Genomic DNA, 22458 nt, shown 5'->3' with positions numbered 1-22458 from the left:
AAAGACCGCGCCAGCACGGGGCAGCAATGTCCCGTGTTTCATTTGACATGTCCCGTGGATCTTTCCAGTTCGCGTAACCGGAAAATCCTGTCGGGCCTCCCAAAAGGGGCCAAAGGAGGGCGTGTTTCCTTCGAGCGATCTGGCAGCAGACCGTTCTAACACTCTGAAAGGAAATACGATGAGCAAGCGCGAATCGTCTAAGTACAAAATTGACCGCCGTATGGGCGAAAACATCTGGGGCCGTCCTAAGTCCCCGGTGAACCGCCGCGAATACGGCCCGGGCCAGCACGGTCAGCGCCGCAAGGGCAAGCTTTCGGACTTCGGTGTGCAGCTGCGCGCCAAGCAGAAGCTGAAGGGTTACTACGGTGACCTGCGTGAGAAGCAGTTCCGCGCAATCTTCGCTGAAGCCGACCGCCGCAAGGGCGACACTTCGGAAAACCTCATCGGTCTGCTGGAATCGCGCCTGGATGCGATCGTTTATCGCGCCAAGTTCGTTCCGACCGTCTTCGCTGCACGTCAGTTCGTCAACCACGGCCACGTGACTGTGAACGGCGTCCGCGTCAACATCGGTTCTTACCGTTGCAAGGCCGGCGACGTCATCGAGGTTCGTCAGAAGTCGAAGCAGCTCGTAACGGTTCTGGAATCCGTCTCTCTCGCTGAGCGTGACGTTCCTGACTACATCGAAGTTGATCACAACAAGATGGTTGCGACCTTCGCCCGCGTCCCGACGCTCTCCGACGTGCCGTACGCGGTCGTCATGGAGCCGCATCTGGTGGTCGAATTCTATTCGCGTTAATCAACGCGAGGCGTTTTCGCATACGGAAAAGCCGCCTCACAGGGCGGCTTTTTTGTTCTCTGGAGAGAAGTCATGGTGGATTTGCAGGCAGTCCTCGACAGCATCTACAAGGAACTGGCGCCGCGGATCGGCGAGGGCAAGGTTGCGGATTACATTCCGGAGCTGGCCAAGATCGATCCGAACCAGTTCGGGATGACGATCTCGACCGTCGACGGCAAGGTCTACAGCGTCGGCGATGCCGCCGTGCCCTTCTCGATCCAGAGCATTTCCAAGGTCTTCATGCTGACGCTGGCGCTCGGCAAGGTGGGCGAGAGCCTGTGGAAGCGTGTCGGCCGCGAACCCTCAGGTTCGGCCTTCAATTCCATCGTCCAGCTGGAGCATGAGGGCGGCATCCCGCGCAATCCCTTCATCAATGCCGGTGCCATCGCCGTCACCGATGTCGTCATGGCGGGACATGCGCCGCGCGAGGCGATCGGCGAGCTGCTGCGCTTCGTCCGCTACCTCGCCGACGACGAATCGGTGACGATCGACGAGAAGGTGGCGCGTTCGGAAACGCAGACCGGCTACCGTAATTTCGCGCTCGCCAATTTCATGCGCGCCTACAAGAATATCGATCATCCGGTCGAGCACGTGCTCGGCGTCTATTTCCATCAATGCGCCTTGTCGATGACCTGCGAGCAGCTGGCGCGCGCCGGCCTGTTCCTAGCGGCACGCGGCAGCAACCCGGTGACCGGCCATTCGGTCGTCTCGCCGAAGCGTGCGCGGCGTATCAACGCCATGATGCTGATGTGCGGCCACTATGATGGATCCGGCGACTTCGCCTATCATGTCGGCCTGCCTGGCAAGAGCGGTGTCGGCGGCGGGATCTTTGCGGTGGCGCCGGGTGTCGCCTCGATCGCCGTCTGGTCTCCGGGCCTGAACAAGGTCGGCAACTCGCAGCTTGGCGCCGTGGCGCTGGAGATGCTGGCGGCCCGCACCGGCTGGTCCATTTTCGGCGATTGATGCTGTGTCTGCCGGCCGCTTTCTGCTAAAGGCAAAGTCCTGACCATCTGGAAGAAACGATGAATATCGCAGCCAACATTGCCGATGCACTTGATGAAACCGCCGACGAAGGCGGGATCGGCCATGCGCTGTTTGCCGATGCGCCGCGTTCGGTTTCGTTCAACAAGCTGCGCAAGCGCCTGCTGCGCCAGATGCGCCAGGCCTTCGACGATTTCGATATGCTGAAGGGCCAGAAGCGCTGGCTGATCGGCGTGTCCGGCGGCAAGGACAGCTACGGCCTATTGGCGCTGCTGCTCGACCTGCAATGGCGCGGGCTGCTGCCCGTCGAACTGATTGCCTGCAATCTCGACCAGGGCCAGCCGAACTTCCCGAAGCACATTCTGCCGGAATATCTGAAGAGTATTGGCGTCAAGCACCGGATCGAATATCGCGACACCTATTCGATCGTGAAGGAAAAGGTGCCGGAGGGGGCCACCTACTGTTCGCTCTGTTCGCGCCTGCGCCGCGGCAATCTCTACCGTATTGCCAAGGAAGAGGGCTGTGACGCGCTGGTTCTCGGCCACCACCGCGAGGATATTCTCGAGACCTTCTTCATGAACTTCTTCCACGGCGGGCGGCTGGCATCGATGCCGGCGAAGCTGCTCAACGACGAAGGTAACCTGATGGTTCTCCGGCCGCTTGCCTATTGCGCCGAGGATGACATGGCGAAGTTTGCGGCGGCGATGCAGTTCCCGATCATTCCGTGCGATCTCTGCGGCTCGCAAGACGGTCTGCAGCGCAATGCGATGAAGGACATGCTTGCCGATATCGAACGGCGGATGCCTGGCCGCAAGGACACGATGCTGCGCGCACTCTCGCATGTGAACCCGTCGCATCTTCTAGATCCGAAGCTCTTCGATTTTTCGAGCCTGATGGTCACGGAACCGTCACCGAAGAGCGAGTAACTGGGCGGAACGCTCAAACAGGGACTTATCATGACCTCGACAATTGATATCACGACGCTTTCCGATCTTCTTCGGCGGGCGGCGAAGGCCGAAATATTGCCGCGTTTCCGCAGGCTTGGCGCCAGCGACGTGCGCGCCAAGAGTGAGGCGACCGATCTGGTGACGGAGGCCGATGAGCAGGCCGAGCGGATGATCAAGGCCGAGGCAGCCAAACTCTGGCCGGACGCCCTGTTCGTCGGCGAGGAATCGGTGGCAGCCGATCCGGCACTGCTCGACCGAATTGAAGGCGCGGATCTCGCGATCATCGTCGATCCGGTCGACGGTACGTTCAATTTCGCGTCCGGCATTCCGGCTTTTGGCGTCATGGCATCGGTGGTGTCGAGGGGCGAAACCGTCGCGGGGATTATCTACGATCCGATGGGTGACGATTGGGTTCTGGCGGAGAAGGGTGGCGGCGCCTGGCTGAAGAGGCCGGATGGTGAGACGGAGCGGCTGAAGGTTGCGGAGCCTGTCGAACTTGGCCAGATGGTTGGGATGGCCTCGACCGGCTTTTTCGCCAAGGAAAAGCGCGCCGAAATCCTCGGGAATCTGGCCAAGGTTCGCTTTCTGGCGAACTACCGCTGCGCCGCACATGAATACCGCGCGTTTGCATCCGGGCACGTGCACTATCTCTCGTATAACAAGCTGATGCCGTGGGATCATCTGGCAGGGACGCTGATCTCTCAGGAAGCCGGAGCCCATGCGGCGCGTTTCGACGGCACGCCTTATCTGCCGCATCATGTCGATGGCGGATTGCTGATCGCGCCGGACAAGGCGTCCTGGGAGTTGTTGCGGAGAGAAGTGTTCACCGTTTAGGTGGCGAGGCCGAAAGCCTCGATCCATGCTCGATATATAGGAGGGAAAGCATATTTCCTCCCAAGCATTTTGATCACGAAACGGCCCCGCTTATCGAGCGGGGTTTTTCGTTTGGTCAGTTCGTCGAACTCGTGGTGATTTGGTCGACCGGCACTGCCGGCAGGTTCTGCGGAAGGGAGGCGATTGCGAACATCGCAAAGGCATAAGCGGCAAATACGGACGCCGCGACGGTGGTCTTGATCATCTCTTGCTCCAACGTTGCCCATGGAGAGTAGCCCCAAAGAGCGATGGCAGCAAGGAATATGAATGCCAGATGAACGAAACGTCATCAATCCCATGCCGAAGCGGTCTTGAACCGTGATTGGCATGGGCGCGCGTTGGTCCGGAACGACTCGCAAGGTGATTCGTTGAGTCGCATGTTTTGCGTGAGGTTGATGTCATGAAGAGCGCCCCTGCATTTTCTCCAGTGCGTATCAGGCTCGGTGGCCGTTACCGCGTCGTCAAGACTGTTCATGACGCCTACCGCCTGATGGTGACGGAGTGGCCTTTGAAGGAAGGACCTGCACTGTATCGTGCGGAGGTTACCTGTCTCGACGCCTTCAATGGTTTGGCGGATGCCGGCGAGGCCCGGAAGAAATTTCTGGTGGCCGCTACAGAGGCGCACCTTATTGGGTGATTTCGGCGCTCCACACGCAATAGTTTTCGCCAAATCACGCTCTGCCTTTATGCGAGCACAATTGAGGACTATATACCGGCGCATCGAACTTGCCTGTTGAGCTTCGTTTTTGCGCTTCGAGCGCCCGAGCTAATCTTTCCTCTCAAATCGATCACACACCGACGGCGTGCGCCGGGCGGTAATCTCAACGCGATTGAAAGGAAATCGTCATGAACAATGGAATCGTCAAGTTTTTCAATTCCGCCAAGGGCTTCGGCTTCATTCAGCCGAGCGACGGCTCGCCTGACATCTTCGTTCATATCTCGGCCGTCGAACGGTCGGGCATGAGCAACCTCGTTGAAGGTCAGAAGATCACTTTCGACGTCGTGCGCGATAATCGCAGCGGCAAGAATGCTGCCGAGAACCTCGCGACTGCATAACACTACCGTCTTCGACCTTTGACCACGGATGTACTGGCACTGGTCTTCAGACGATCGGGAGGCTGGGTTTTCGCCCAGCCTTTTTTCATTGATCCAATATTGAGAGCCATGATGAAAAAGACAAATGCAGACTTGCTTCTTCGCAGAGCCGAACGCCAGGTTGCCAACACCAGCGGTGGCGGCCATCTCGGCGGCACGAATTTCGGTCAGGCCTACGATGCAAAGACATCGTCGGTAAAGGGCGACAAGAGCCGCAAGCCGATGGGCAAGCGATAAGCTTCGCCATCAGTGCCGCAATCAAAAAAGCCCGCCAATCCGGCGGGCTTTTTTTATTAGAAGTGCGCAGTACCAGGATCGAGCTGCGGGCTGTCGCCGGGATGGGTGAAGAGCTTGCCTTTTTCGGCCCAGAGCGTTGCGGCAACGCTGATCGCACCGAAGACGGCAAAGCCTGCGAAGAGCGGCTGGACTGTGCCATTGAATAGCTGGCCGACGCCGCCGCCGAGAAGGGCACCGAAAGTCGTCGACACGAAGCCCGTGATCGCTGTTGCCGTGCCGGCCAGATTGCCCATCGGCTCAAGGCTGATTGCCGTGAAATTGGTGGCGATCACCGCAAACAGCATTAGCAGCACCGTGAGGAGGGCGTAGTCGAGCGCGAAATTGACTGTGCCTCCGAGCGCCATGACGAAGCCGAAAGCAGAGATGACGGTAAAGAGAAGCACCGCTGCATGGGAAATGCGGCGCATGCCGAAGGTGCGGACAAAAAAGCCGTTGGCAAAGTTGGCGACGGCGATGCCACCGGCGGTCGCCGCAAACGCGATCGGCAGCCAGTCGCCGAGGCCATAGACCTCGCCGAATACCTGCTGGACGGAGATGACATAGGCGCTGATGACGCCGGTGAACATCGTCAAGCCGATCATGTAGCCGCAGGTAATGCGGTTGGTCAAAACGGTCTTGAAGCCATTGCCGACGGCGGCAAACGAGAGTGGTATGCGCTCCTCGCGCGGTAGCGATTCCTTCAGCCGGGCGGCTGCCCAGATGAATAGGATCGAGCCGACGAGACCGAGCAGGATGAAGATCCAGTGCCAGTTGGCATAGCTGATGATCAGCTGGCCGACCGACGGGGCGACGATCGGCACGATCATGAAGACGATCATCACGAAGGACATGACGCGGGCCATTTCGCGGCCGCCGAAGCAGTCGCGGACGATCGCCATGCTGGTGATGCGCACGGCCGCGCCGCCGATGCCCTGAACGAAGCGCATGACAAGCAGCATTTCGAAGCTCGAGGTCGCGGCTGCGCCGAACATCGCGAGCACATAGACCGCAAGACCGCCAAGCAGGATGTTGCGGCGGCCGAAGGCATCGCAGAGGCTGCCGAACAGGATCTGCGACACACCGAAGCCGAAGAAGAACACGGCGATGACCAGCTGGGCGTCGTTGGTATTGGTGACGTTGAGCGAATGGCCGATGGCCGGCAACGCCGGCAGCATGCTGTCGATCGCCATCGCAACGCTCGCGGTCATGATCGCGATGGTGATGACGAATTCGGCAAAGCCCATGCCGATGCGGGCCGAGCCCTGGTTTTCGATATGCGTCGTGTGATCCGCCGCCATGATGAAGTCCCCCAAAGAAATGCGGTCCGGCCGCCTAGACGGCCGGATTGTGAGGCTGGAAAAGCCGTCCCTTTTCAGCGATCAGCACGAAGCCGAGACCGATGAAGGCGACGGTGAAATAGCCGATGACCATCGGAAGCGCCGTGCCGTTGAAGGCCTGGCCGATGGCTGCACCGATAGCTGCACCGCCGATGGTGCTGGTGAAACCGAGCACCGAAGAGGCGGTACCAGCGACATGGCCGAGCGGCTCCATCGCCAGCGAATTGAAGTTCGAGCCGATCCAGCCGAACTGGAACATCGCCAGCCCGAACAGACAGATGAAGACCGGGAAGGGCGTTGGCTGCGGACCATAAAGCTGCACCAGCAGCCAGATGGTGTTGACGATGATGAAGCCGACGAGCGAGGCATGCGACAGCCGCCGCATCCCGAAGCGGCCGACGAGACGCGAATTCAGGAATGACGAGAAGGACATGAAGATCGCGACGCCGGCAAAGGCGAAGGGGAAATAGACCCCGAGATCATAGATGCCGACATAGACCTGCTGCGCCGAATTGATGAAGCCGAACAGCGCGCCGAAGACGACGGTGGTCGCCAGCGTGTAGCAAAGCGCGCTGCGATTGGTCAGCACCAGCTTGAAGCCGCCGATAACGGACTTCGCCGTGAACGGGCGGACATTGGCGGGCGCCAGCGTTTCCGGCAGCCGGTTATAGGCCCAGATCAGGATCAGCGTCGCCATCGTGCCGATGAAGACGAAGATCATGTGCCAGGTGGAAAACAGCATGACGAGCTGGCCGGTGCCCGGTGCGATCACCGGCACGATCATGAAAGTCATCGAGATCAGCGACATCACTTCGGCCATCTGGCGGCCGCCATAGATGTCGCGGACGATCGATATGGTGATGACGCGGGTGGCCGCAGCGCCGATGCCCTGGATGAAGCGAAGCACCAGCAGGCCGCCAAAGGACGGGATCAGCGCGATGCCGAAGGCGGAACAGATATAGATGACAAGGCCCACGAAGAGCGGTTTGCGGCGGCCGAAACGGTCCGATATCGGGCCGAAGAACAGCTGCGCCAGACCAAAGCCAAAGAGATAGGCTGAGACGACGAACTGCCGGTGGTTTTCGCTTTCGACCCCGAGATTGGCGCCGATCTGCTGGAGGGCGGGAAGCATGACGTCGATGGCGAGAGAATTGACCGCCATCATGAAGGCAGCCAGAAAGATGAACTCTCGCTTGCCCATAGGTGTTCGACCCGCGGCAACGGTGGGAGAGGTGTCCGTCACTTTAGAAATTCCCATAAACAGGCCAAGGCGCTGTTCAGCACAGCGCCTCGGACTCAAATCAAATCAGGTTTGGAAACCGGACGGACGCCCGGTGCCCGGTCAGGAGGCGGCGCGAACCGCGACGCCGTTTTCCTGCAGATGCTGCTGCAATTCGCCCGCCTGGAACATTTCCCGGACGATGTCGCAGCCGCCGATGAACTCACCCTTCACGTAAAGCTGAGGGATCGTCGGCCAGTTGGAGTAATCCTTGATGCCCTGGCGGATTTCCGAATCGGCGAGCACGTTGATGCCCTTGTAGTCGACGCCGATGTAATCGAGAATCTGGACGACCTGGCCGGAGAAACCACACTGGGGAAACTGCGGCGTGCCCTTCATGAAAAGGACGACGTCGTTGGTCTTGATTTCGTTGGCGATGAATTCGTTGATGCCGCTCATGGGACTTAATCCTTTCAACAGGCGGGTTAAAGGCCCACCGTTTCAATCGTTTGCTTTAGATAGCATGCGCCCGATCAAATTCCAGCAGTCAATGCCAAAAAAAGACCAATCGTAAGCATGCTAGGTAATGCTGTTGCGCTTTCGTTACGCCGCTGTCTTCAGCGGCTGCGCTGCTTGGTGCGGACGGCTGCGGTGCGGCGCTTGCTGACCTGCTTCTTGGCGGTCTTGGGCGGGGCGGCAGCCTTTTTGAACCGGCCCGTGGTTGCCGAGCGCGTCTGACGTTTCGTGCGCTTCGTCGTGTTGCTTCCAGTGGTCTTCTTCAGGATCTCCTTGAGAACGCTTTCGACCACGCCGTTGACAAGTTCCTTGATAAGATCTGCCATCCAATGCCCCCTGCGATACAAACCGGTTCCCCGGCTATTGAATTCCGGATGTTTTAGGTTAGCAAGCGGAGTTCGCGTCCGTTCGTGCTTTTTCCGCCTTATTTGGCGTGCAAGGCGGCGGCCGATGGCGCCATGGGGGCTTGCCGGAAAGATAGTGATGGAACTGATCAGGAAGCGGGTGGTCCTGCATTTCCCAGGCTTCGAGCCTCTGGATGGACGCGCGCAGCGGGCGCGCTACGAGCGCTCCGCCAAGCAAAGTGCTGCGGCCTGGAATTACGCGGTCGAGACGGGAGACGCGGAAACATCCGATTATCCTCTGCGCTTTACCGTTCATGCCAATGCGCCGGCCTGGCAGACCGAAAACACGATCCACATCTTCGACCACGACGAACTCGTCCAATCGCTTCGCAATAAGCCTTTGGCGCGGCGGATGGCGGATGGATTTGCCGCAGCAGCGAGGATTATCGCCGGTGGCGCAATGACCGGCTATTTCCGCCACGCCTGGCGCTTCGGCCTGTTCTTCATCTTTCCCTTTCTGCTGATGATGCTCGGCATGCTGCTGACCGCCGCCATCGCGCTTCTGCCCGTTGGCGCCGGTTTTGCCGCATGGCATCTGGTCTGGAGTCTGCCGCTTGCCGGCATCTTCTTTGCCTTCGTGCTTCTGCCGTTCACGGAACGGTTCCATACGCTGCACCTGTTTGCCGATTGGGAGATGGCCGTCGGGCTGGGGCGCATTAACAGGCCGCAATTCCAGGACTTTCTGGAGCGCTGTGCTCTGGCCGCGCGTGCGGCTCTTGCGGAAGAGGCGGACGAATACGTCATCTCATCGCACAGCATGGGCTCAAGCGTGGCTGCGCATGTTCTCGGGATGCTGCTTGAGCGTGAACCGGGTCTGCTCGATGGCAAGCGTGTCGTTTTCGCCTCGCTTGGCTCTGCCGTGCTGCAATGTGCGCTGCTGAAATCTGCCACCCTGTTGCGGTCGCGCGTCGGCGCCATTGCCCGAAATCCCGCGATCTTCTGGCTCGACGTCCAGTGTCTGACGGACGCGATCCATTTCTATAAGGTTCCGGTTGTCGCCGCTGCCGGTCACGCCGATGCGCCACAGGCAAAGATGCTGTTCATCCGCGTCAAGCAGATGCTGACGCCCGAGCATTACAAGAAGATCAAGCTCGATTTCCTGCGGGTGCACCGGCAATACGTGCTTGGCCCTGATTTGCAGGCGTCCTTCGATTTCACGCTGCTGACCGCAGGGCCGCTGGCGGGAACGGAGATAGCTGATGGGGCGTTGAAGTCGGGGCTCGCAGAGATCAGCTAGCGGAAAAGTTGGTGGTCGATGCGGAACAGCTTGAAATCCGATGCCGATGGATTGTTGATCTGGATCAGTCCCGGCCACGTGCCGCCTTGCGCAAGCGCAGCGTAGACCGGCGCTTGGCTGGCGTCGACCGGTAGCGGAAACGCACAGACGGCGACATAATCAAAAGGAGCGGCTGCTTCTCTTCGGATTTCGCTGTCTGCTGATGTGAAGAGTTCGAACATGCGCTTCATGCCGGGCGAGGCGCGGTGAAATGGAAGCGCTGCGACCGAGAAACCCGGAGGCAGGGCGAACGCAAGCGGAAGCGAAAGCCCGGCCGGAACGGCGATTTTGCCCGGCGCGACAGATGACAGAACCGAGAAATCCTGGCCCTCACACTCGCTGTAGGCCATGTAGTCGATCGCGTCGTAGCTCTGTTCCTGGGGCGGGAAAACCAGACGGAGCAACAGCGCGATCGCGATGACCGATGCCAAAGCGGCGCCGACGAGGCGCTGAGCCTGCTTGCCGTTTGGCCCAAAGCTCTCGGGAGCGGTCACTATTTGCAGTGCGTACGGCAGAAAAAGCGGTACGAAGGCGAAGGTAAATCTGATGTTTCGGGTCTGCAGCAGTGTTATCGCGAGACTGGCGAGGGCAATCGCAAAAACGATGGCAAGACCGGCATTTCCCCGCCGGGCGGCTTGAAGAATGGCCGGTAGTGCCGCAATGGCGATACACACGAGTACGCCAAGCATCATCAGGATCGTGAACTGCGGATGCTGGAAATAGTATATAAAACTGAATTCCTGCGGAACGCGGTCAAGCCAGTCGTGACGCGACAGCGGATCGATCATCCAGTAGGGGCCGGATAGACATCTCGGGAAGATGTAGGCCGTCACGCCCAAGAATGCGCCGCCCATTGCTGTAAGGGCAGCAATCTTGATCGGTGCTGTCTGCCGATGCAGCACTAAACCGCCGATCAGCAAGATCGATGAGCAGCCGAGCGCCAGAACGATATAGGGAGCCGAGAAGGAATCGCATTGTGTCGATCGTATTCCTGCAGGTCCGATGAATGCGAAGGCTGCGGGCAACGTCAACACCAGGATGGTGGCTGCCGCGCCAAGAAGAACATCGCGGGATCCGGCGATCTGAAAGATGAAGCAGCCCACCAGGCCCAGAAAGGCGACGGCGATCAGCGGCAGACCCTCAAGGCCGACGATGATGCAGATCATCGTCCCGATGCCCATCAGAATTCCACCGCCTCGGCTCCAGCGCTCCAGGCCGACACCGATCATCAGCAAGCCCAGGATCTGCATGTTGTGATGGTCTATGCGCGTGGGAACGAACTCCCAGATCGCATAGGTCATAAAAACGATACTGATGACGAGGATCGGATAGCTGATGACGACGCCGCTGCGCATCTGCCGGGAGAAGAACATGGCCGTCAGAGCGCTGAAGCCAATAAGCATCACTGGCGGCCAGATATGGAATGCGATCTGGAGCGCGTGCTCCGGTCCAAATGCCGGCGAGAGCAGATAGGCAATCGTCACAAAGGGGAGGTCGATCAGCCGCGACCAGGGCGATGTGTAGGGTTCTGGCGTTGCAATAACCGGCAGACCGAGATCAAACCAGTGTCCGCCACCGAGGAAAAGATGACGGATCTGAAGTTCCCGCATCTTGTCGTCGATATCGCCGAGAAACGCCTGACCGTCGGCCAGATCCAGGAGGGCGATGATCAGGCTGAGCGGCGCGATGATCGCAAATACTCTCAGCCAGGAAGAAGAACGGTCGCTACTCTCTGCCTCAGCTGCAATGCCCGGGAAACCAGAAGTCATGCCAATATCCGCCGCTCTCGTGTGCGGGGGAATTATGGACGGCAGACGATTAAAATTGCGCTAGGGCGCGGAAGGGGCCGAAAAAGAAAATGCCCGGCTTGGCCGGGCATCCATCTGTCTTATTCCGGCGCCGAGGTCTGAAGCGCCAGGGCGTGCAAGATGCCACCCATATTGCCTTTCAGCGCCTCGTAGACCATCTGGTGCTGCTGCACGCGGCTCTTGCCGCGGAAGGCTTCAGCAACGACTTCGGCAGCGTAGTGGTCGCCGTCACCCGCCAGATCACGGATCGTCACCTTGGCACCGGGGATCCCGGACTTGATCATGTCTTCGATGTCGCCGGGTTTCATGGGCATGATCGATTTACTCCTTGCGCATCATTCGGCAGCGGCAAGCGCGTTGCCGCCGTCCATGAACTCAGGGAACCACGATTCATGGGCATTGCGCAATTGCTGAATGGGCAGCGAGATCAGATCGTCGATAACAAGGTTCTCACCGGAAACAGAACCAAGGCGGCGGAACGGTACGCCGGCACCTTCGGCATTGGCACAAACGAAGTTCGCGACATCGGCCTTGACCGCGATCACATATCGGGCCTGGTCTTCGCCGAAGAGCAGGGCATGGGCGGCACCCTTGCCCTCTGACAGCGTGACATTGAGGCCCTTGCCCGACGACATTGCCATTTCGGCAAGCGCCAGTGCCAGACCGCCGGACGAAATATCATGGCAGGCGGAAACCTGGGCGTTGCGGATCGCGGAGCGGACGAAGTCGCCATTGCGGCGCTCGGCGAAGAGATCGACCTCCGGCGCCGGACCATCGGTGCTACCGATGATGTCGCGCAGGTAGATCGAAGAGCCGAGATGGCTGCCATCGGTGCCGATGAGGATCAGCTGGTCGCCTTCGGCGGCGCTGCCGATTCGGGCCATCGACTTCCAGTCGGGCAGCAGGCCAACGCCAGCGATGGTCGGGGTCGGCAGAATGGCGACGCCGTTAGTTTCGTTATAGAGCGAGACGTTGCCCGAGACGATCGGGAAGTCGAGTGCGCGGCAGGCTTCACCGATGCCCTTGATGGATTCAACCAGCTGGCCCATAATTTCGGGCTTTTCCGGATTGCCGAAGTTCAGGTTGTCGGTCGCAGCCAGCGGCTCGGCGCCGGTGGCCGTGATGTTGCGCCAGCATTCGGCAACAGCCTGCTTGCCGCCTTCGAACGGATCGGCCTCGACATAGCGCGGCGTGACGTCCGAGGAGAAGGCGAGCGCCTTGGTCGGATGGCCCTCGACGCGGACGACACCGGCGTCGCCGCCCGGCAGCTGCAGCGAGTTGCCCTGGATCAGCGTGTCATACTGCTCGTAGACCCAGCGGCGGCTCGACTGGTTGGCGGAGCCGACGAGGTCGAGCAGGGCCTTGTTGTAATCGGCGGGTGCTTCGACGAGTTCGGCCGGGAGCGGCGCGCGCTTGCCGGATTCGCGCCATGGGCGGTCGTATTCCGGAGCCTGATCGCCGAGATCCTTGATCGGCAGGTTCGCGACTTCCTCGCCCTGGTGGACGCAACGGAAGCGCAGATCGTCGGTGGTCTTGCCGACGATGGCGAAATCGAGGCCCCACTTGACGAAGATCGCCTTGGCGACCTCTTCCTTCGACGGTTCGAGAACCATGAGCATGCGCTCCTGGCTTTCAGACAGCATCATTTCATAGGCGGTCATCTGCTCTTCGCGGACGGGAACCGTGTCGAGGTCAAGCAGGATGCCGAGGTCGCCCTTGGCGCCCATTTCTACGGCAGAGCAGGTGAGGCCGGCGGCACCCATGTCCTGGATGGCGATGACGGCGCCGGTCTTCATCAGCTCGAGGCAGGCTTCCAGCAGGCACTTTTCGGTGAAGGGGTCGCCGACCTGAACGGTCGGACGCTTCTCTTCGATCGACTCGTCGAATTCGGCCGATGCCATCGTCGCACCGCCAACGCCATCGCGGCCGGTCTTGGCGCCGAGATAGACGACCGGCAGGCCGACGCCCTTGGCTTCCGACAGGAAGATGGCGTTCGACTTGGCGAGGCCTGCAGCAAAAGCGTTGACGAGGATGTTGCCGTTGTAGCGGGCATCGAACTCGACTTCACCGCCGACAGTGGGGACGCCGAAGGAATTCCCGTAGCCGCCGACACCGGCGACAACGCCGGAGACGAGGTGGCGGGTCTTGGGGTGGCTGGGTTCGCCGAAGCGCAGCGCGTTCATCGCGGCAATCGGGCGGGCGCCCATAGTGAAGACGTCGCGCAGAATGCCGCCAACGCCCGTCGCCGCACCCTGGTAGGGCTCGATGTAGGACGGGTGGTTGTGGCTTTCCATCTTGAACACGACGCAGTCGCCGTCATCGATATCGACGACACCGGCATTTTCGCCCGGACCCTGGATGACACGCGGTCCCTTGGTCGGCAGCGTGCGCAGCCACTTCTTCGAAGACTTGTAGGAGCAGTGCTCGTTCCACATGGCCGAGAAGATGCCGAGCTCAGTGAAGGTCGGCTCGCGGCCGATCAGATCCAGAATCCGCTGATATTCGTCCGGCTTCAGGCCGTGGCTGGCGATGAGTTCGGGGGTGATCGGGCGGGTATTGGATATGGTCATGAGCTCTCGAAAGTCCCTGCCGTTGCGCGTTTTGGGGTGTCTTTAACCCAAGTTGGCGCGGCGCGCGACAGGAAAATGCCCGCCGTCAACAAAGACGGGACCGAGCGCCTTTCGAAGCGGCAGATGCCTAGAATTTGTAGCCGATCTGCAGGCCGGCGCGGGTCATGCCGTTGTTCGGGCCATCGCAGAGATTGGCATGCGAGGAGTGGGCGACCTGGGCCATGACATTCCAGTGATTGTCGAAACGGTAGCCGGCGCCGATATATTCGTGAAACAGCACACGGCAGCCAAGCGCCGGGCCGTCGTCGTTCTCATCCAGTTCACCCGTGTGGATGACGCCGCCGAAACCCGCTTCGGCGAAGACCTTTTCCGAAAAGTCGGCGGTCCAGGAAAAGCCGGTGAAGACCTGTGTTGCCGATCCGGATGTGCCGATCGACGTTCCCAAATGGATGCGCGGGCGGGCCAGTTTCTGCAGGCCGGTGGCTTCATCATGGCCGAACGGATCGAAGAACAGCGTCAATTCAGGGAAGACGCCGTCCTCATGTTCGCTGCCACCCTGTATGGAGGCCGAGGCGCCGAAGCGCAGTTCGTCGAATATCTGATCCTGCGCATGGGCAGGGAGGCTCGCTGATCCGGCAATGAGAACGGCGGCTGCAGATGCTGACAGGAAACGCAACGCCACTTCACGGATACAAGCGTCCATAGGCTTTTCCTCGCGCCCATCGAATCACAGCCGCGGCTGTTATTCGATTGGAACTCAGCGTGAGACGCCGGTAAAGAGGCCCCTAAAATATGACAGGGTTCGGCACTGCGATGGCGCGAAAATGCAACAGGTTAGACTTCGCTGTCGTAGGACGAGACGCCGCTTTCCAGCAGGCGGCGGAGGATCATCATTCCCTTGGCGAGCTCGGCACTGCCACCCGGCGATGAGAAGGCGACGCGGACACGATGGAATACGCGCTCCGAGCGGGCCGCCTTGAACTCGTCCTCGTCATCAACAAGTACGCCTTCCTGATAGGCGGCATTCTTAAATGTGCCGGAGAGCCAGGGTTCCGGAAGCTTCAGCCAGAGGAAAGGCACATGCGGATGCGACACGAAGTCGAAGCCGCCGAGGTGTTCCCTGACAACGGCCTGGCGCGATGCCAGCTCCTTGACGCAGGCGGCGCGAATGCGCTCCGCTTCGCCACTCTCGACAAGGCGGGCCGCGGTCTCTGCCAGAATGAAGGGCAGGCCGCCGGTTATCATCTTGTGGGTGACCTTGATGCGCTGGGCGAAATGCGGCGGGCACGCGACCCAGCCGCCGCGAACCCCGGCTGCGACCGATTTCGACAGGCCATTGACGAGGAAGGTACGCTCGGGCGCCAGTGAGGCCAGCAGCGGTGCATCGTCTCCGGTCATGCCACCATAGAGATCGTCCTCGATCAGCCAGACACCGTGGCGGCGGGCAATGTCGGCGATGGCCACGCGGCGCGCGGCGGGCATGGTTGCGAGCGTCGGATTATGGGCAGTCGGCATCAGGAAGGCGATCTTCGGGTGCTGCTGATGGCAGACGCGCTCGAAATCGTCGGGGATGACGCCGTGCTCGTCGGAATCGACGATGATGGTGCGGCGGCCGAGAATACGGGCGCTGCGGCTGACCTGCGTGTAGCTCAGGTTCTCGAAAACGATCTTGTCACCGGGCGCAGACATCGCGGAGATGACGGCGATCGCGGCAGCATGGACGCCAAGCGTCGGCACGATGTTTTCGGCATCCGGCGTCCAGCCGTTGCGCGCAAGCCAGAGGCGTCCGGCCGTGAACCAGTTCGCGGGGAAGTGCCGCGAATAAGAGGAGACTTCGGCCATGTGCTGTTCGCCGATCTCGCCGAGAATGCCGCCAACGATCTTACCCTGGCCAAGGTCCGGAGCCGCTGTCGTGTCGAAGCGGATCTTGTTTGGCGGGGCATCGATGGCACGCGTACCGCCAAGCGATAGCGTCAGCGGATCGGCCTGTTCGTTGGGCGCCACCTGCGTGCGGTCGAGAACGTAGGTCCCGCGCCCCACTTCTCCGGCAACCAGTCCGCGTTCATGCACCAAGGCGTAGGCCCGGCCGATTGTGCCGATTGTCACCCCGATATCGTAGGCGAGATTGCGCTGTGGCGGAAGCTTGCCGCCGGCGGGCAGGGCGCCGCTGGCAATGGCGGATTCGATGCTATCAGCCAGCCGCATATAGACCGGACCGGAGCCGCGAGAGAGATCAGGGAGCCAATTTGTCATGGTGACAATGAATAGATTGTCGCCGTCGCCCTGTCAACATTATGAGACATTACCGCCAGGTAAGATGACAGGAGAGCGGCGATGTCGATAGTACAGCAGATCAAGGGTGATATTGTGCCGATTGTGTCGATCGATGGTCCGCACGTGATCGTTCCCCGGGTCGAGACGACCGGTCAATCTTGGCTCCAGCGCATGTGGAATGGATTTCTCGTCTGGCACGAGAAGCGCGAGGGAAGACGTGCCCTGCGCGAACTCACGGCCGATCAGCTCAAGGATATCGGGCTATCGCAATCGGACGCGGCACGTGAAGTCGGAAAATCGACTTTCTGGGACTGATCAGCTGCAGGCTTTGCTGCCTGACGACCAGCGATTGACGTCGGCGGCAATACGGGCAGAGACCGGCTGCGACATCATCGGGCCGAAGGCCTGCAGGCGGGCCGGATTGCCTTCGGCCTGCACAACGAGATGCGGCAGTCCTGCCGGGCTGTTCTTGTGCACGACCAGGATGCGCGGGCGCCCGGAGAAGGAATTGAGCTCCGGCGCCAGGCGATAGGTCGCGAAGGATGCGTCGCCCGACTTGAACCAGCAATTGTTTGCGCCGACGGCAACGCGTTCCATGGTGGAGAGCGCGTCGCGGTTTGCGCTGACGGTAGGCGCCTTGGACTGGCAAGACGCAGCCAGAATTCCGATGACAGCAAGAGCGGCGGCAGCCGTGAGGGTGGTCGCAATGCGCATCGGTGGTCTCCCATGGTGGTTTAGACCCACCTGATATCCGGCGAAGGTTAAGCGGCGATTACGTCAAGCGCCGAAGCGAAGAGACCGCGGCCATCGGAGCCGCCATGAGCTGCTTCGATCAGGTTTTCCGGATGCGGCATCATGCCCAGAACATTGCCGCTCTTGTTCATCACGCCGGCGATGTCATTGATCGAGCCGTTCGGGTTCGTGCCTTCGGCGTAGCGGAAGACGACCTGGCCGTTGCCTTCGATCTTCGCCAGCGTCTCCGCGTCGGCGAAATAGTTGCCGTCGTGATGGGCAACGGGAGAGCGGATGATCTGGCCCTTGGCATAGGCGCGGCTGAAGTCGGTATCGGCGTTGACGACCTCAAGCTTGACTTCGCGGCAGACGAATTTCAGCGAGGCGTTGCGCATCAGCGCGCCGGGCAGGAGGCCTGCTTCGACGAGGATCTGAAAGCCGTTGCAGACGCCCAGAACCTTGGTGCCCTGCTTGGCCTTCTCGATGATAGCCTGCATGACCGGCATGCGGGCAGCAATCGCGCCGCAGCGCAGGTAATCGCCGTAGGAGAAGCCGCCCGGGATGACGATCAGATCGACATCCGGAATCTGCGTTTCCGTCTGCCACACCGTTACCGGCGCGTGACCGGAGATCTTGGTGAGCGCTGCGATCATGTCACGATCGCGATTGAGACCAGGGAGCTGAACGACGGCGGACTTCATGGGTGCGGTTCAAACCTTGCTTGTGCTTCTGCGAGTTCTCGAAGTTCTAGGCGATTTTCAATGCGATCGAGACGGTTCTCGACGTGGCCGAAGGTGGCGCGCAGATTGTTCACGTCACCTTGGATTACGTGCAGCTGGTTTCGCAACGTCATATTATCCGTGCGAAGTTCGCTAATGGCATGATCGACTTTGTCGAAGCGCTGGCTGAGCTTCTTCAGAAGCTCATACATGAATTCCTGAGTAACATCAGCCATCGCGCATTCTCCGCAACCTTCAGTCGAGAGAAATAGTATAATTCTCGATAACGGTGTTGGCGAGGAGTTTTTCGCACATCGCCTTGAGGTCGGATTCGGCCTTGGCCTTGTCCGCACCTTCGAGCTGCAGGTCGAAGACCTTGCCCTGGCGGACATTGCCGATACCAGCGAATCCAAGGCCGCCGAGAGCGCCTTCGATTGCCTTGCCCTGCGGGTCGAGAACGCCATTCTTGAGCGTGACGGTTACACGAGCTTTGATCACTTGCCTGTCTTCCCTGACTTACTTGACCAATACAGGCCCGGTGCCGCGCACGGGCTCGTTTTCATTGATGATGCCGAGGCGCCGCGCGACTTCGGAATACGCTTCCAGCAAGCCGCCCATATCGCGGCGGAAGCGGTCCTTGTCCATCTTTTCCTGCGTTTCGATGTCCCACAGACGGCAGCTGTCCGGCGAGATTTCGTCGGCCAGAATGATGCGCATCATGTCACCTTCGAAGAGGCGGCCGCATTCGATCTTGAAATCGACGAGCTGGATGCCGACGCCAAGGAAGAGGCCGGTCATGAAGTCGTTGACGCGGATGGCGAGCGCCATGATGTCGTCGAGTTCAGCGGGGTTGGCCCAGCCAAACGCGGTGATGTGCTCTTCCGAAACCATCGGGTCATCGAGCGCATCGGACTTGTAATAGAATTCGATGATCGAGCGTGGAAGGACGACGCCCTCCTCGATGCCGAGGCGCTTGGCCAGCGAACCGGCCGCAACGTTGCGCACGACGATCTCGAGCGGGATCATCTCGACTTCGCGGATCAACTGCTCGCGCATGTTGAGGCGGCGAATGAAATGCGTCGGGATGCCGATCTTGTTCAGATGGTTGAAGATGAACTCGCAAATGCGGTTGTTGAGAACGCCCTTGCCGTCGATAACTTCGTGTTTCTTCTTGTTGAAGGCGGTGGCGTCATCCTTGAAGAACTGGATCAACGTACCCGGTTCCGGTCCCTCATATAGAATCTTGGCCTTGCCCTCGTAGATACGGCGGCGACGGTTCATTTTAAGCTTTTCTCTGTCTTGGCGCTCTTGGGATAGCGCAGTGGATCGATCTCGTGGCGTCCCCATAAAGGAAAAGAGTCACTTTCACAATGCGCCAGTAACTCCTTCCCCGGATTCCCAAGATATAGGGATGCGGTCTGAGAGAATCGAAGATATTGCGGATATCAGCCTACAGAATTTTGATGACTGTTGGAAATCAAAGCCGTGGGACGCGCCGGTTATGCAGGCTTATTTGGTGGCGTTGCGCTTGATCTCGCGGCTGAGGCCGCTTTGCAGCGCCCGCGCTCCGCCCTCCTGATGGCGCCAGCTTGCTGCCTGGACATAGGCCGGAATTTGCGTTGCGGGCATTGGCCGGGCAAGTGCGTAGCCCTGCAGCACGTCACAGCCAAGATCGGCGAGAATGCGGACGTGATCCATGGTCTCGACGCCTTCGGCCGTCACCAGGATATTCAGCGAACGGCCGATATCGATGATCGAGCGCACGAGTTTGCGCTGTTCGGCCGATTGCGGCAACATGCGGATCAGCTCGCGGTCGATCTTCAGCGTCCGCGGGCTGAGCTTCAGAAGGCTGACGATCGAGGCGTGACCGGTTCCGAAATCGTCGATCTCGATATCGATGCCGAGCCTGCGGAAATGCCGGAGGTTGGCGATCACGGCGTCGTCGCAGTCATCGAGCGAGATCGATTCGAGCAGCTCGAAAGAAAGTGTGCCCGGAGCAACCTTGAGGGCGCGCAGCTTCTTGCCAAGCGCCGGATCGTTAAGACGGCTGGACGAGACGTTGACCGAGATTTTCGGCGCAAGGAATCCGTCCTTTGCCCAAACGGCGCGGTCGGCGAGGGCATGTTCGAGAATGAGCCCGTCGATCGTTGAGACGACGTCGAGATCCTCGGCGATCTTCAGGAAGCGGTCAGGCGCCATCAGTCCGTGTTCGGGATGCTGCCACCGCGCCAAGGTCTCGACGCCGGCGACTTCGAGCGTGCGGGCGTGGAACTGCAGCTGGTAGACGGGTACGAATTCGTGGCGCTCAAGGCCCTGCAGGATTTCGTCGGCCAGGCGTTTGGCGGCAATGATGCTGCGGCGGGCGTCCTTGGAGAAGAACTCGTGACGGTTCCGCCCGGCGCCCTTGGCCCGGTAGAGCGCGATATCGGCGTTCAGTAGGAGCTGTTTCGCGTCGAGGTCTACACCGCTATCGGCCGCGATGCCGATGCTGGCGCCGAAGCGGCATTCATGGCCTTCGTAGCGGATCGGCTTGGAGAGTTCGCGGATGATGCGGGCCGCCATGTTCGACAGCTTCTTGGTGCCGCTTTCGACGGCGCAGAGGACGACGAACTCGTCGCCGCCGATGCGGGCAACGAAATCCGTCGAGCGGACGCAGTCCTTCAGCACCCTGGCGGCGTGTTTCAGCATCGCGTCGCCGGCGCGATGGCCCAGCGTGTCGTTGATCTGCTTGAAGCGGTCGAGATCGATATGCAGTACGGCAAGCGTCAGCCCGCCCTTACGGCATTCTTCGGCGCGTTCTTCAAGCGTGCGGTCGAGGTAGCGACGGTTCGGCAGGCCGGTCAGATAGTCGTGGAGAGCGAGATGCTCGATGCTCTCCTTGGCGGCTTCAAGCTCCTGGTTGCGGGCTTCGGCAAGGTTCTTCGCATTCTGCAGGTCGTTGCGAAGCTTGACCTCTTCCGTGACGTCCCAATTGGCGCCGATCAGCTTCCGCTTGCCTTCGGCATCGACAAAAAAGGCCGAGCGGGCGCGAATGACGCGCTCTAGGCCGTCGGTTCTGATGATGCGGAACTCGTGCAGCAGGCCCTGGTCCTTGTCGAGGCTCTCGTCCAGCTTGGCGAGCGCCGCGGTTCGGTCATCGGGATGCAGCATCTGTTCCCAGGCTTCGCCGGGTTGGATGCGGGCCGTGCCTTCGAGGCCGTACATGGTGAGAAGCCGGTCGTCCCATTCGACGGTGCCTGCCTCGAGATCAGCTTCGAAGACGCCGATGCGGGTGATGTCGAGCGCCAGATCGAGGCGGCGGGAGAGATGCTCCAGCATCTCCTCGGCGCGCTTGCGGGCGGTAATGTCGGTGTCGGTGCCGACGATGCGGGCAGGATTGCCGTCCTCATCCCACTCGACGCAGGCGCCGCGGCATTCGATCCAGACCCAATGCCCGTCCTTGTGCCGCTCGCGATACTCGAACACCTGGTATTCCGGGTCGCCGGCGATCTGCCGCTCGATCGCCTTGATGACGAACGCGCGGTCATCGGGATGCAGAAGCGCCAGCCACTCTTCGTAGTCGCCGTCGGCTTCCTCATCCGGGCCCATGCCGCGGATTTCTTTCCAGGTCTCGGAATAGTATTTGGTGCCGGCACGGTGGTTGTGATCCCAGACGCCGAGCCCCGAGCCGATCAGGGCGTAGTTCCAGCGGCTTTCGCGTTCGGCCAGATCCGGCGTATCGCGCACTTCGAGCCGCCGCTTGTCCGCCGGCTTGGCGGGCTTCAGCTCTACGGTTGCCGGATGGTCTTGTCTGTATCGCTTCAAATGCGCGCACTCGATTCATTCGCCTCGGCGCATTATCGTAGCGTTCACTGAAATATCTATTAAAACTCAGGGGTGCCGCGTGGTCAGGGATTCAGTTTCGACAGAAACTGCGCAAAGACCATCGTGCCCTCCGGCCAGGGGCCATGACCGGACTCGGCGTTGATATGTCCGGACTCGCCAGCATCGATCAGCATCGAACCCCAGCTGGCGGCGATATCGTCGGCATGCTCGTAGGTACCGAACGGATCGTTGCGGCTGGCGACGGTGAGTGTCGGGAACGGCAGCGGATCGCGCGGATAGGGGCCGAATGTCATCAGGTGCTTCGGGCGGATATCCGGATTGGCGACATCCGGGGGAGCGACCAGAAACGCGCCAGCCACCTTGTTCTTGAACTGCGGGATCGCATGGATCACCGAGGGGATGCCGAGCGAGTGGGCGACGAGCACCACCGGGCGCGTGGAGGCGTTGACCTCCTCGGCGATCCGGGCAGCCCAATCGTCGCGAACCGGCTTCGACCATTCCGCCTGTTCGACACGGCGCGCCGTGCTGAGCTTGGCTTCCCAGCGGCTCTGCCAGTGATCGGGGCCGGAATTGGTGTAACCGGGAATGATGAGAATATCTGCGTCTGAAACCTTCATGATGCCGCCGATGTGAGAAAGCTTGACCCGTCTGTCAAGGGAAGACGGGACAAAGGCGGCAAAATTTGTTATCGTTTGGCCATTGCCGGTTGCGGATTTCGTGTCGGCCCTTCAAAGCCGATGCTTCTTCCGCCGCCGGTGTACGGCTCACGGA

Annotated in this window: 26 protein-coding genes; 9 read left to right on the top strand and 17 right to left on the bottom strand. The window is 60.3% G+C overall.

Annotated features, from left to right (window positions below):
- Positions 1 to 178: 178 nt before the first annotated feature.
- From rpsD to J2X43_RS27260, 4 genes are all read left to right on the top strand, one after another.
- Positions 179 to 796: a 30S ribosomal protein S4 gene (gene rpsD, locus J2X43_RS27275; RefSeq protein WP_112387245.1), complete on the top strand. Its 618-nt coding sequence runs from the start codon at positions 179 to 181 to the stop codon at positions 794 to 796.
- Between the two features lie 72 nt (positions 797 to 868).
- Positions 869 to 1798, top strand: a complete 930-nt coding sequence (locus J2X43_RS27270; protein WP_112516148.1) for a glutaminase — start codon at positions 869 to 871, stop codon at positions 1796 to 1798.
- A 59-nt stretch (positions 1799 to 1857) separates the two neighbouring features.
- Entirely contained in the window at positions 1858 to 2742 is an 885-nt protein-coding gene (gene ttcA / locus J2X43_RS27265) for a tRNA 2-thiocytidine(32) synthetase TtcA (RefSeq protein ID WP_112387247.1), read from the top strand.
- Between the two features lie 30 nt (positions 2743 to 2772).
- Positions 2773 to 3597 (top strand): inositol monophosphatase family protein, encoded by an 825-nt coding sequence (locus J2X43_RS27260; RefSeq protein ID WP_310300040.1) that lies wholly within the window; start codon positions 2773 to 2775, stop codon positions 3595 to 3597.
- A gap of 115 nt (positions 3598 to 3712) precedes the next feature.
- On the opposite strand, the gene J2X43_RS27255 is transcribed toward J2X43_RS27260, so the two are convergent.
- Positions 3713 to 3841: a hypothetical protein gene (locus J2X43_RS27255; RefSeq protein ID WP_310300038.1), complete on the bottom strand. Its 129-nt coding sequence runs from the start codon at positions 3839 to 3841 to the stop codon at positions 3713 to 3715.
- 195 nt (positions 3842 to 4036) lie between these two features.
- Here J2X43_RS27255 and J2X43_RS27250 point away from each other — a divergent pair, with 195 nt between their 5' ends.
- The 3 genes from J2X43_RS27250 to J2X43_RS27240 all read left to right on the top strand — a co-directional run bounded on the left by J2X43_RS27250 (position 4037) and on the right by J2X43_RS27240 (position 4968).
- A complete protein-coding gene (locus J2X43_RS27250; protein ID WP_112516151.1) occupies positions 4037 to 4273 on the top strand; it encodes a DUF982 domain-containing protein in 237 nt (78 codons plus the stop codon).
- 209 nt (positions 4274 to 4482) lie between these two features.
- Positions 4483 to 4692 (top strand): cold-shock protein, encoded by a 210-nt coding sequence (locus J2X43_RS27245; RefSeq protein WP_112387250.1) that lies wholly within the window; start codon positions 4483 to 4485, stop codon positions 4690 to 4692.
- A gap of 111 nt (positions 4693 to 4803) precedes the next feature.
- Positions 4804 to 4968: a hypothetical protein gene (locus J2X43_RS27240; protein WP_310300036.1), complete on the top strand. Its 165-nt coding sequence runs from the start codon at positions 4804 to 4806 to the stop codon at positions 4966 to 4968.
- A gap of 56 nt (positions 4969 to 5024) precedes the next feature.
- Here J2X43_RS27240 and J2X43_RS27235 read toward each other — a convergent pair whose 3' ends face one another.
- The 4 genes from J2X43_RS27235 to J2X43_RS27220 all read right to left on the bottom strand — a co-directional run bounded on the left by J2X43_RS27235 (position 5025) and on the right by J2X43_RS27220 (position 8405).
- The gene (locus J2X43_RS27235; RefSeq protein ID WP_310300034.1) at positions 5025 to 6305 is read right to left on the bottom strand and encodes a multidrug effflux MFS transporter; all 1281 of its coding nucleotides are present in this window, start codon (positions 6303 to 6305) and stop codon (positions 5025 to 5027) included.
- 34 nt (positions 6306 to 6339) lie between these two features.
- Positions 6340 to 7545, bottom strand: coding sequence for a multidrug effflux MFS transporter (locus tag J2X43_RS27230; RefSeq protein ID WP_112443942.1), 1206 nt, complete (start codon positions 7543 to 7545; stop codon positions 6340 to 6342).
- 141 nt (positions 7546 to 7686) lie between these two features.
- Positions 7687 to 8022, bottom strand: a complete 336-nt coding sequence (gene grxD, locus J2X43_RS27225) for a Grx4 family monothiol glutaredoxin (protein WP_112387253.1) — start codon at positions 8020 to 8022, stop codon at positions 7687 to 7689.
- Between the two features lie 158 nt (positions 8023 to 8180).
- Positions 8181 to 8405: a hypothetical protein gene (locus J2X43_RS27220; protein WP_310300031.1), complete on the bottom strand. Its 225-nt coding sequence runs from the start codon at positions 8403 to 8405 to the stop codon at positions 8181 to 8183.
- Positions 8406 to 8562: 157 nt separating this feature from the next.
- On the opposite strand from J2X43_RS27220, the gene J2X43_RS27215 reads away from it, so the two are divergent.
- Positions 8563 to 9720, top strand: coding sequence for a hypothetical protein (locus J2X43_RS27215; protein WP_310300030.1), 1158 nt, complete (start codon positions 8563 to 8565; stop codon positions 9718 to 9720).
- On the opposite strand, the gene J2X43_RS27210 is transcribed toward J2X43_RS27215, so the two are convergent.
- The 5 genes from J2X43_RS27210 to J2X43_RS27190 all read right to left on the bottom strand — a co-directional run bounded on the left by J2X43_RS27210 (position 9717) and on the right by J2X43_RS27190 (position 16390).
- Positions 9717 to 11528: a hypothetical protein gene (locus J2X43_RS27210; protein WP_310300028.1), complete on the bottom strand. Its 1812-nt coding sequence runs from the start codon at positions 11526 to 11528 to the stop codon at positions 9717 to 9719. The two genes, J2X43_RS27215 and J2X43_RS27210, sit on opposite strands and share 4 nt — an antisense overlap.
- A gap of 119 nt (positions 11529 to 11647) precedes the next feature.
- Positions 11648 to 11881 (bottom strand): BolA/IbaG family iron-sulfur metabolism protein, encoded by a 234-nt coding sequence (locus J2X43_RS27205; protein WP_112387257.1) that lies wholly within the window; start codon positions 11879 to 11881, stop codon positions 11648 to 11650.
- A gap of 21 nt (positions 11882 to 11902) precedes the next feature.
- The gene (gene purL / locus J2X43_RS27200; protein WP_112516155.1) at positions 11903 to 14137 is read right to left on the bottom strand and encodes a phosphoribosylformylglycinamidine synthase subunit PurL; all 2235 of its coding nucleotides are present in this window, start codon (positions 14135 to 14137) and stop codon (positions 11903 to 11905) included.
- A 127-nt stretch (positions 14138 to 14264) separates the two neighbouring features.
- Positions 14265 to 14840, bottom strand: a complete 576-nt coding sequence (locus tag J2X43_RS27195; RefSeq protein WP_112516156.1) for an acyloxyacyl hydrolase — start codon at positions 14838 to 14840, stop codon at positions 14265 to 14267.
- 131 nt (positions 14841 to 14971) lie between these two features.
- On the bottom strand, positions 14972 to 16390 hold the full coding sequence (locus J2X43_RS27190; RefSeq protein ID WP_310300024.1) for a PLP-dependent aminotransferase family protein: 1419 nt from the start codon (positions 16388 to 16390) through the stop codon (positions 14972 to 14974).
- An 81-nt stretch (positions 16391 to 16471) separates the two neighbouring features.
- On the opposite strand from J2X43_RS27190, the gene J2X43_RS27185 reads away from it, so the two are divergent.
- A complete protein-coding gene (locus J2X43_RS27185) occupies positions 16472 to 16726 on the top strand; it encodes a DUF1127 domain-containing protein (RefSeq protein ID WP_310300021.1) in 255 nt (84 codons plus the stop codon).
- Here J2X43_RS27185 and J2X43_RS27180 read toward each other — a convergent pair whose 3' ends face one another.
- From J2X43_RS27180 to J2X43_RS27150, 7 genes are all read right to left on the bottom strand, one after another.
- Complete coding sequence (locus J2X43_RS27180; protein ID WP_310300018.1) at positions 16727 to 17125, bottom strand: hypothetical protein; 399 nt, start codon at positions 17123 to 17125, stop codon at positions 16727 to 16729.
- 47 nt (positions 17126 to 17172) lie between these two features.
- The gene (purQ, locus tag J2X43_RS27175; RefSeq protein WP_310300015.1) at positions 17173 to 17844 is read right to left on the bottom strand and encodes a phosphoribosylformylglycinamidine synthase subunit PurQ; all 672 of its coding nucleotides are present in this window, start codon (positions 17842 to 17844) and stop codon (positions 17173 to 17175) included.
- The gene (locus tag J2X43_RS27170; RefSeq protein WP_112387264.1) at positions 17841 to 18098 is read right to left on the bottom strand and encodes a hypothetical protein; all 258 of its coding nucleotides are present in this window, start codon (positions 18096 to 18098) and stop codon (positions 17841 to 17843) included. The genes purQ and J2X43_RS27170 overlap by 4 nt, the downstream gene beginning before the upstream one ends.
- A 19-nt stretch (positions 18099 to 18117) precedes the next feature.
- Positions 18118 to 18360 (bottom strand): phosphoribosylformylglycinamidine synthase subunit PurS, encoded by a 243-nt coding sequence (purS, locus tag J2X43_RS27165; RefSeq protein WP_112387265.1) that lies wholly within the window; start codon positions 18358 to 18360, stop codon positions 18118 to 18120.
- An 18-nt stretch (positions 18361 to 18378) separates the two neighbouring features.
- A complete protein-coding gene (gene purC / locus J2X43_RS27160) occupies positions 18379 to 19143 on the bottom strand; it encodes a phosphoribosylaminoimidazolesuccinocarboxamide synthase (RefSeq protein WP_112387266.1) in 765 nt (254 codons plus the stop codon).
- 228 nt (positions 19144 to 19371) lie between these two features.
- The gene (locus tag J2X43_RS27155) at positions 19372 to 21627 is read right to left on the bottom strand and encodes an EAL domain-containing protein (protein ID WP_310300318.1); all 2256 of its coding nucleotides are present in this window, start codon (positions 21625 to 21627) and stop codon (positions 19372 to 19374) included.
- Positions 21628 to 21749: 122 nt separating this feature from the next.
- Complete coding sequence (locus tag J2X43_RS27150) at positions 21750 to 22304, bottom strand: alpha/beta hydrolase (protein ID WP_310300011.1); 555 nt, start codon at positions 22302 to 22304, stop codon at positions 21750 to 21752.
- Positions 22305 to 22458 lie beyond the last annotated feature (154 nt).

Origin of the sequence: Rhizobium sp. BE258, assembly GCF_031457345.1 — a bacterium.
GTDB lineage: Bacteria > Pseudomonadota > Alphaproteobacteria > Rhizobiales > Rhizobiaceae > Rhizobium.
This window is presented reverse-complemented; position numbering and strand designations above follow the sequence as displayed.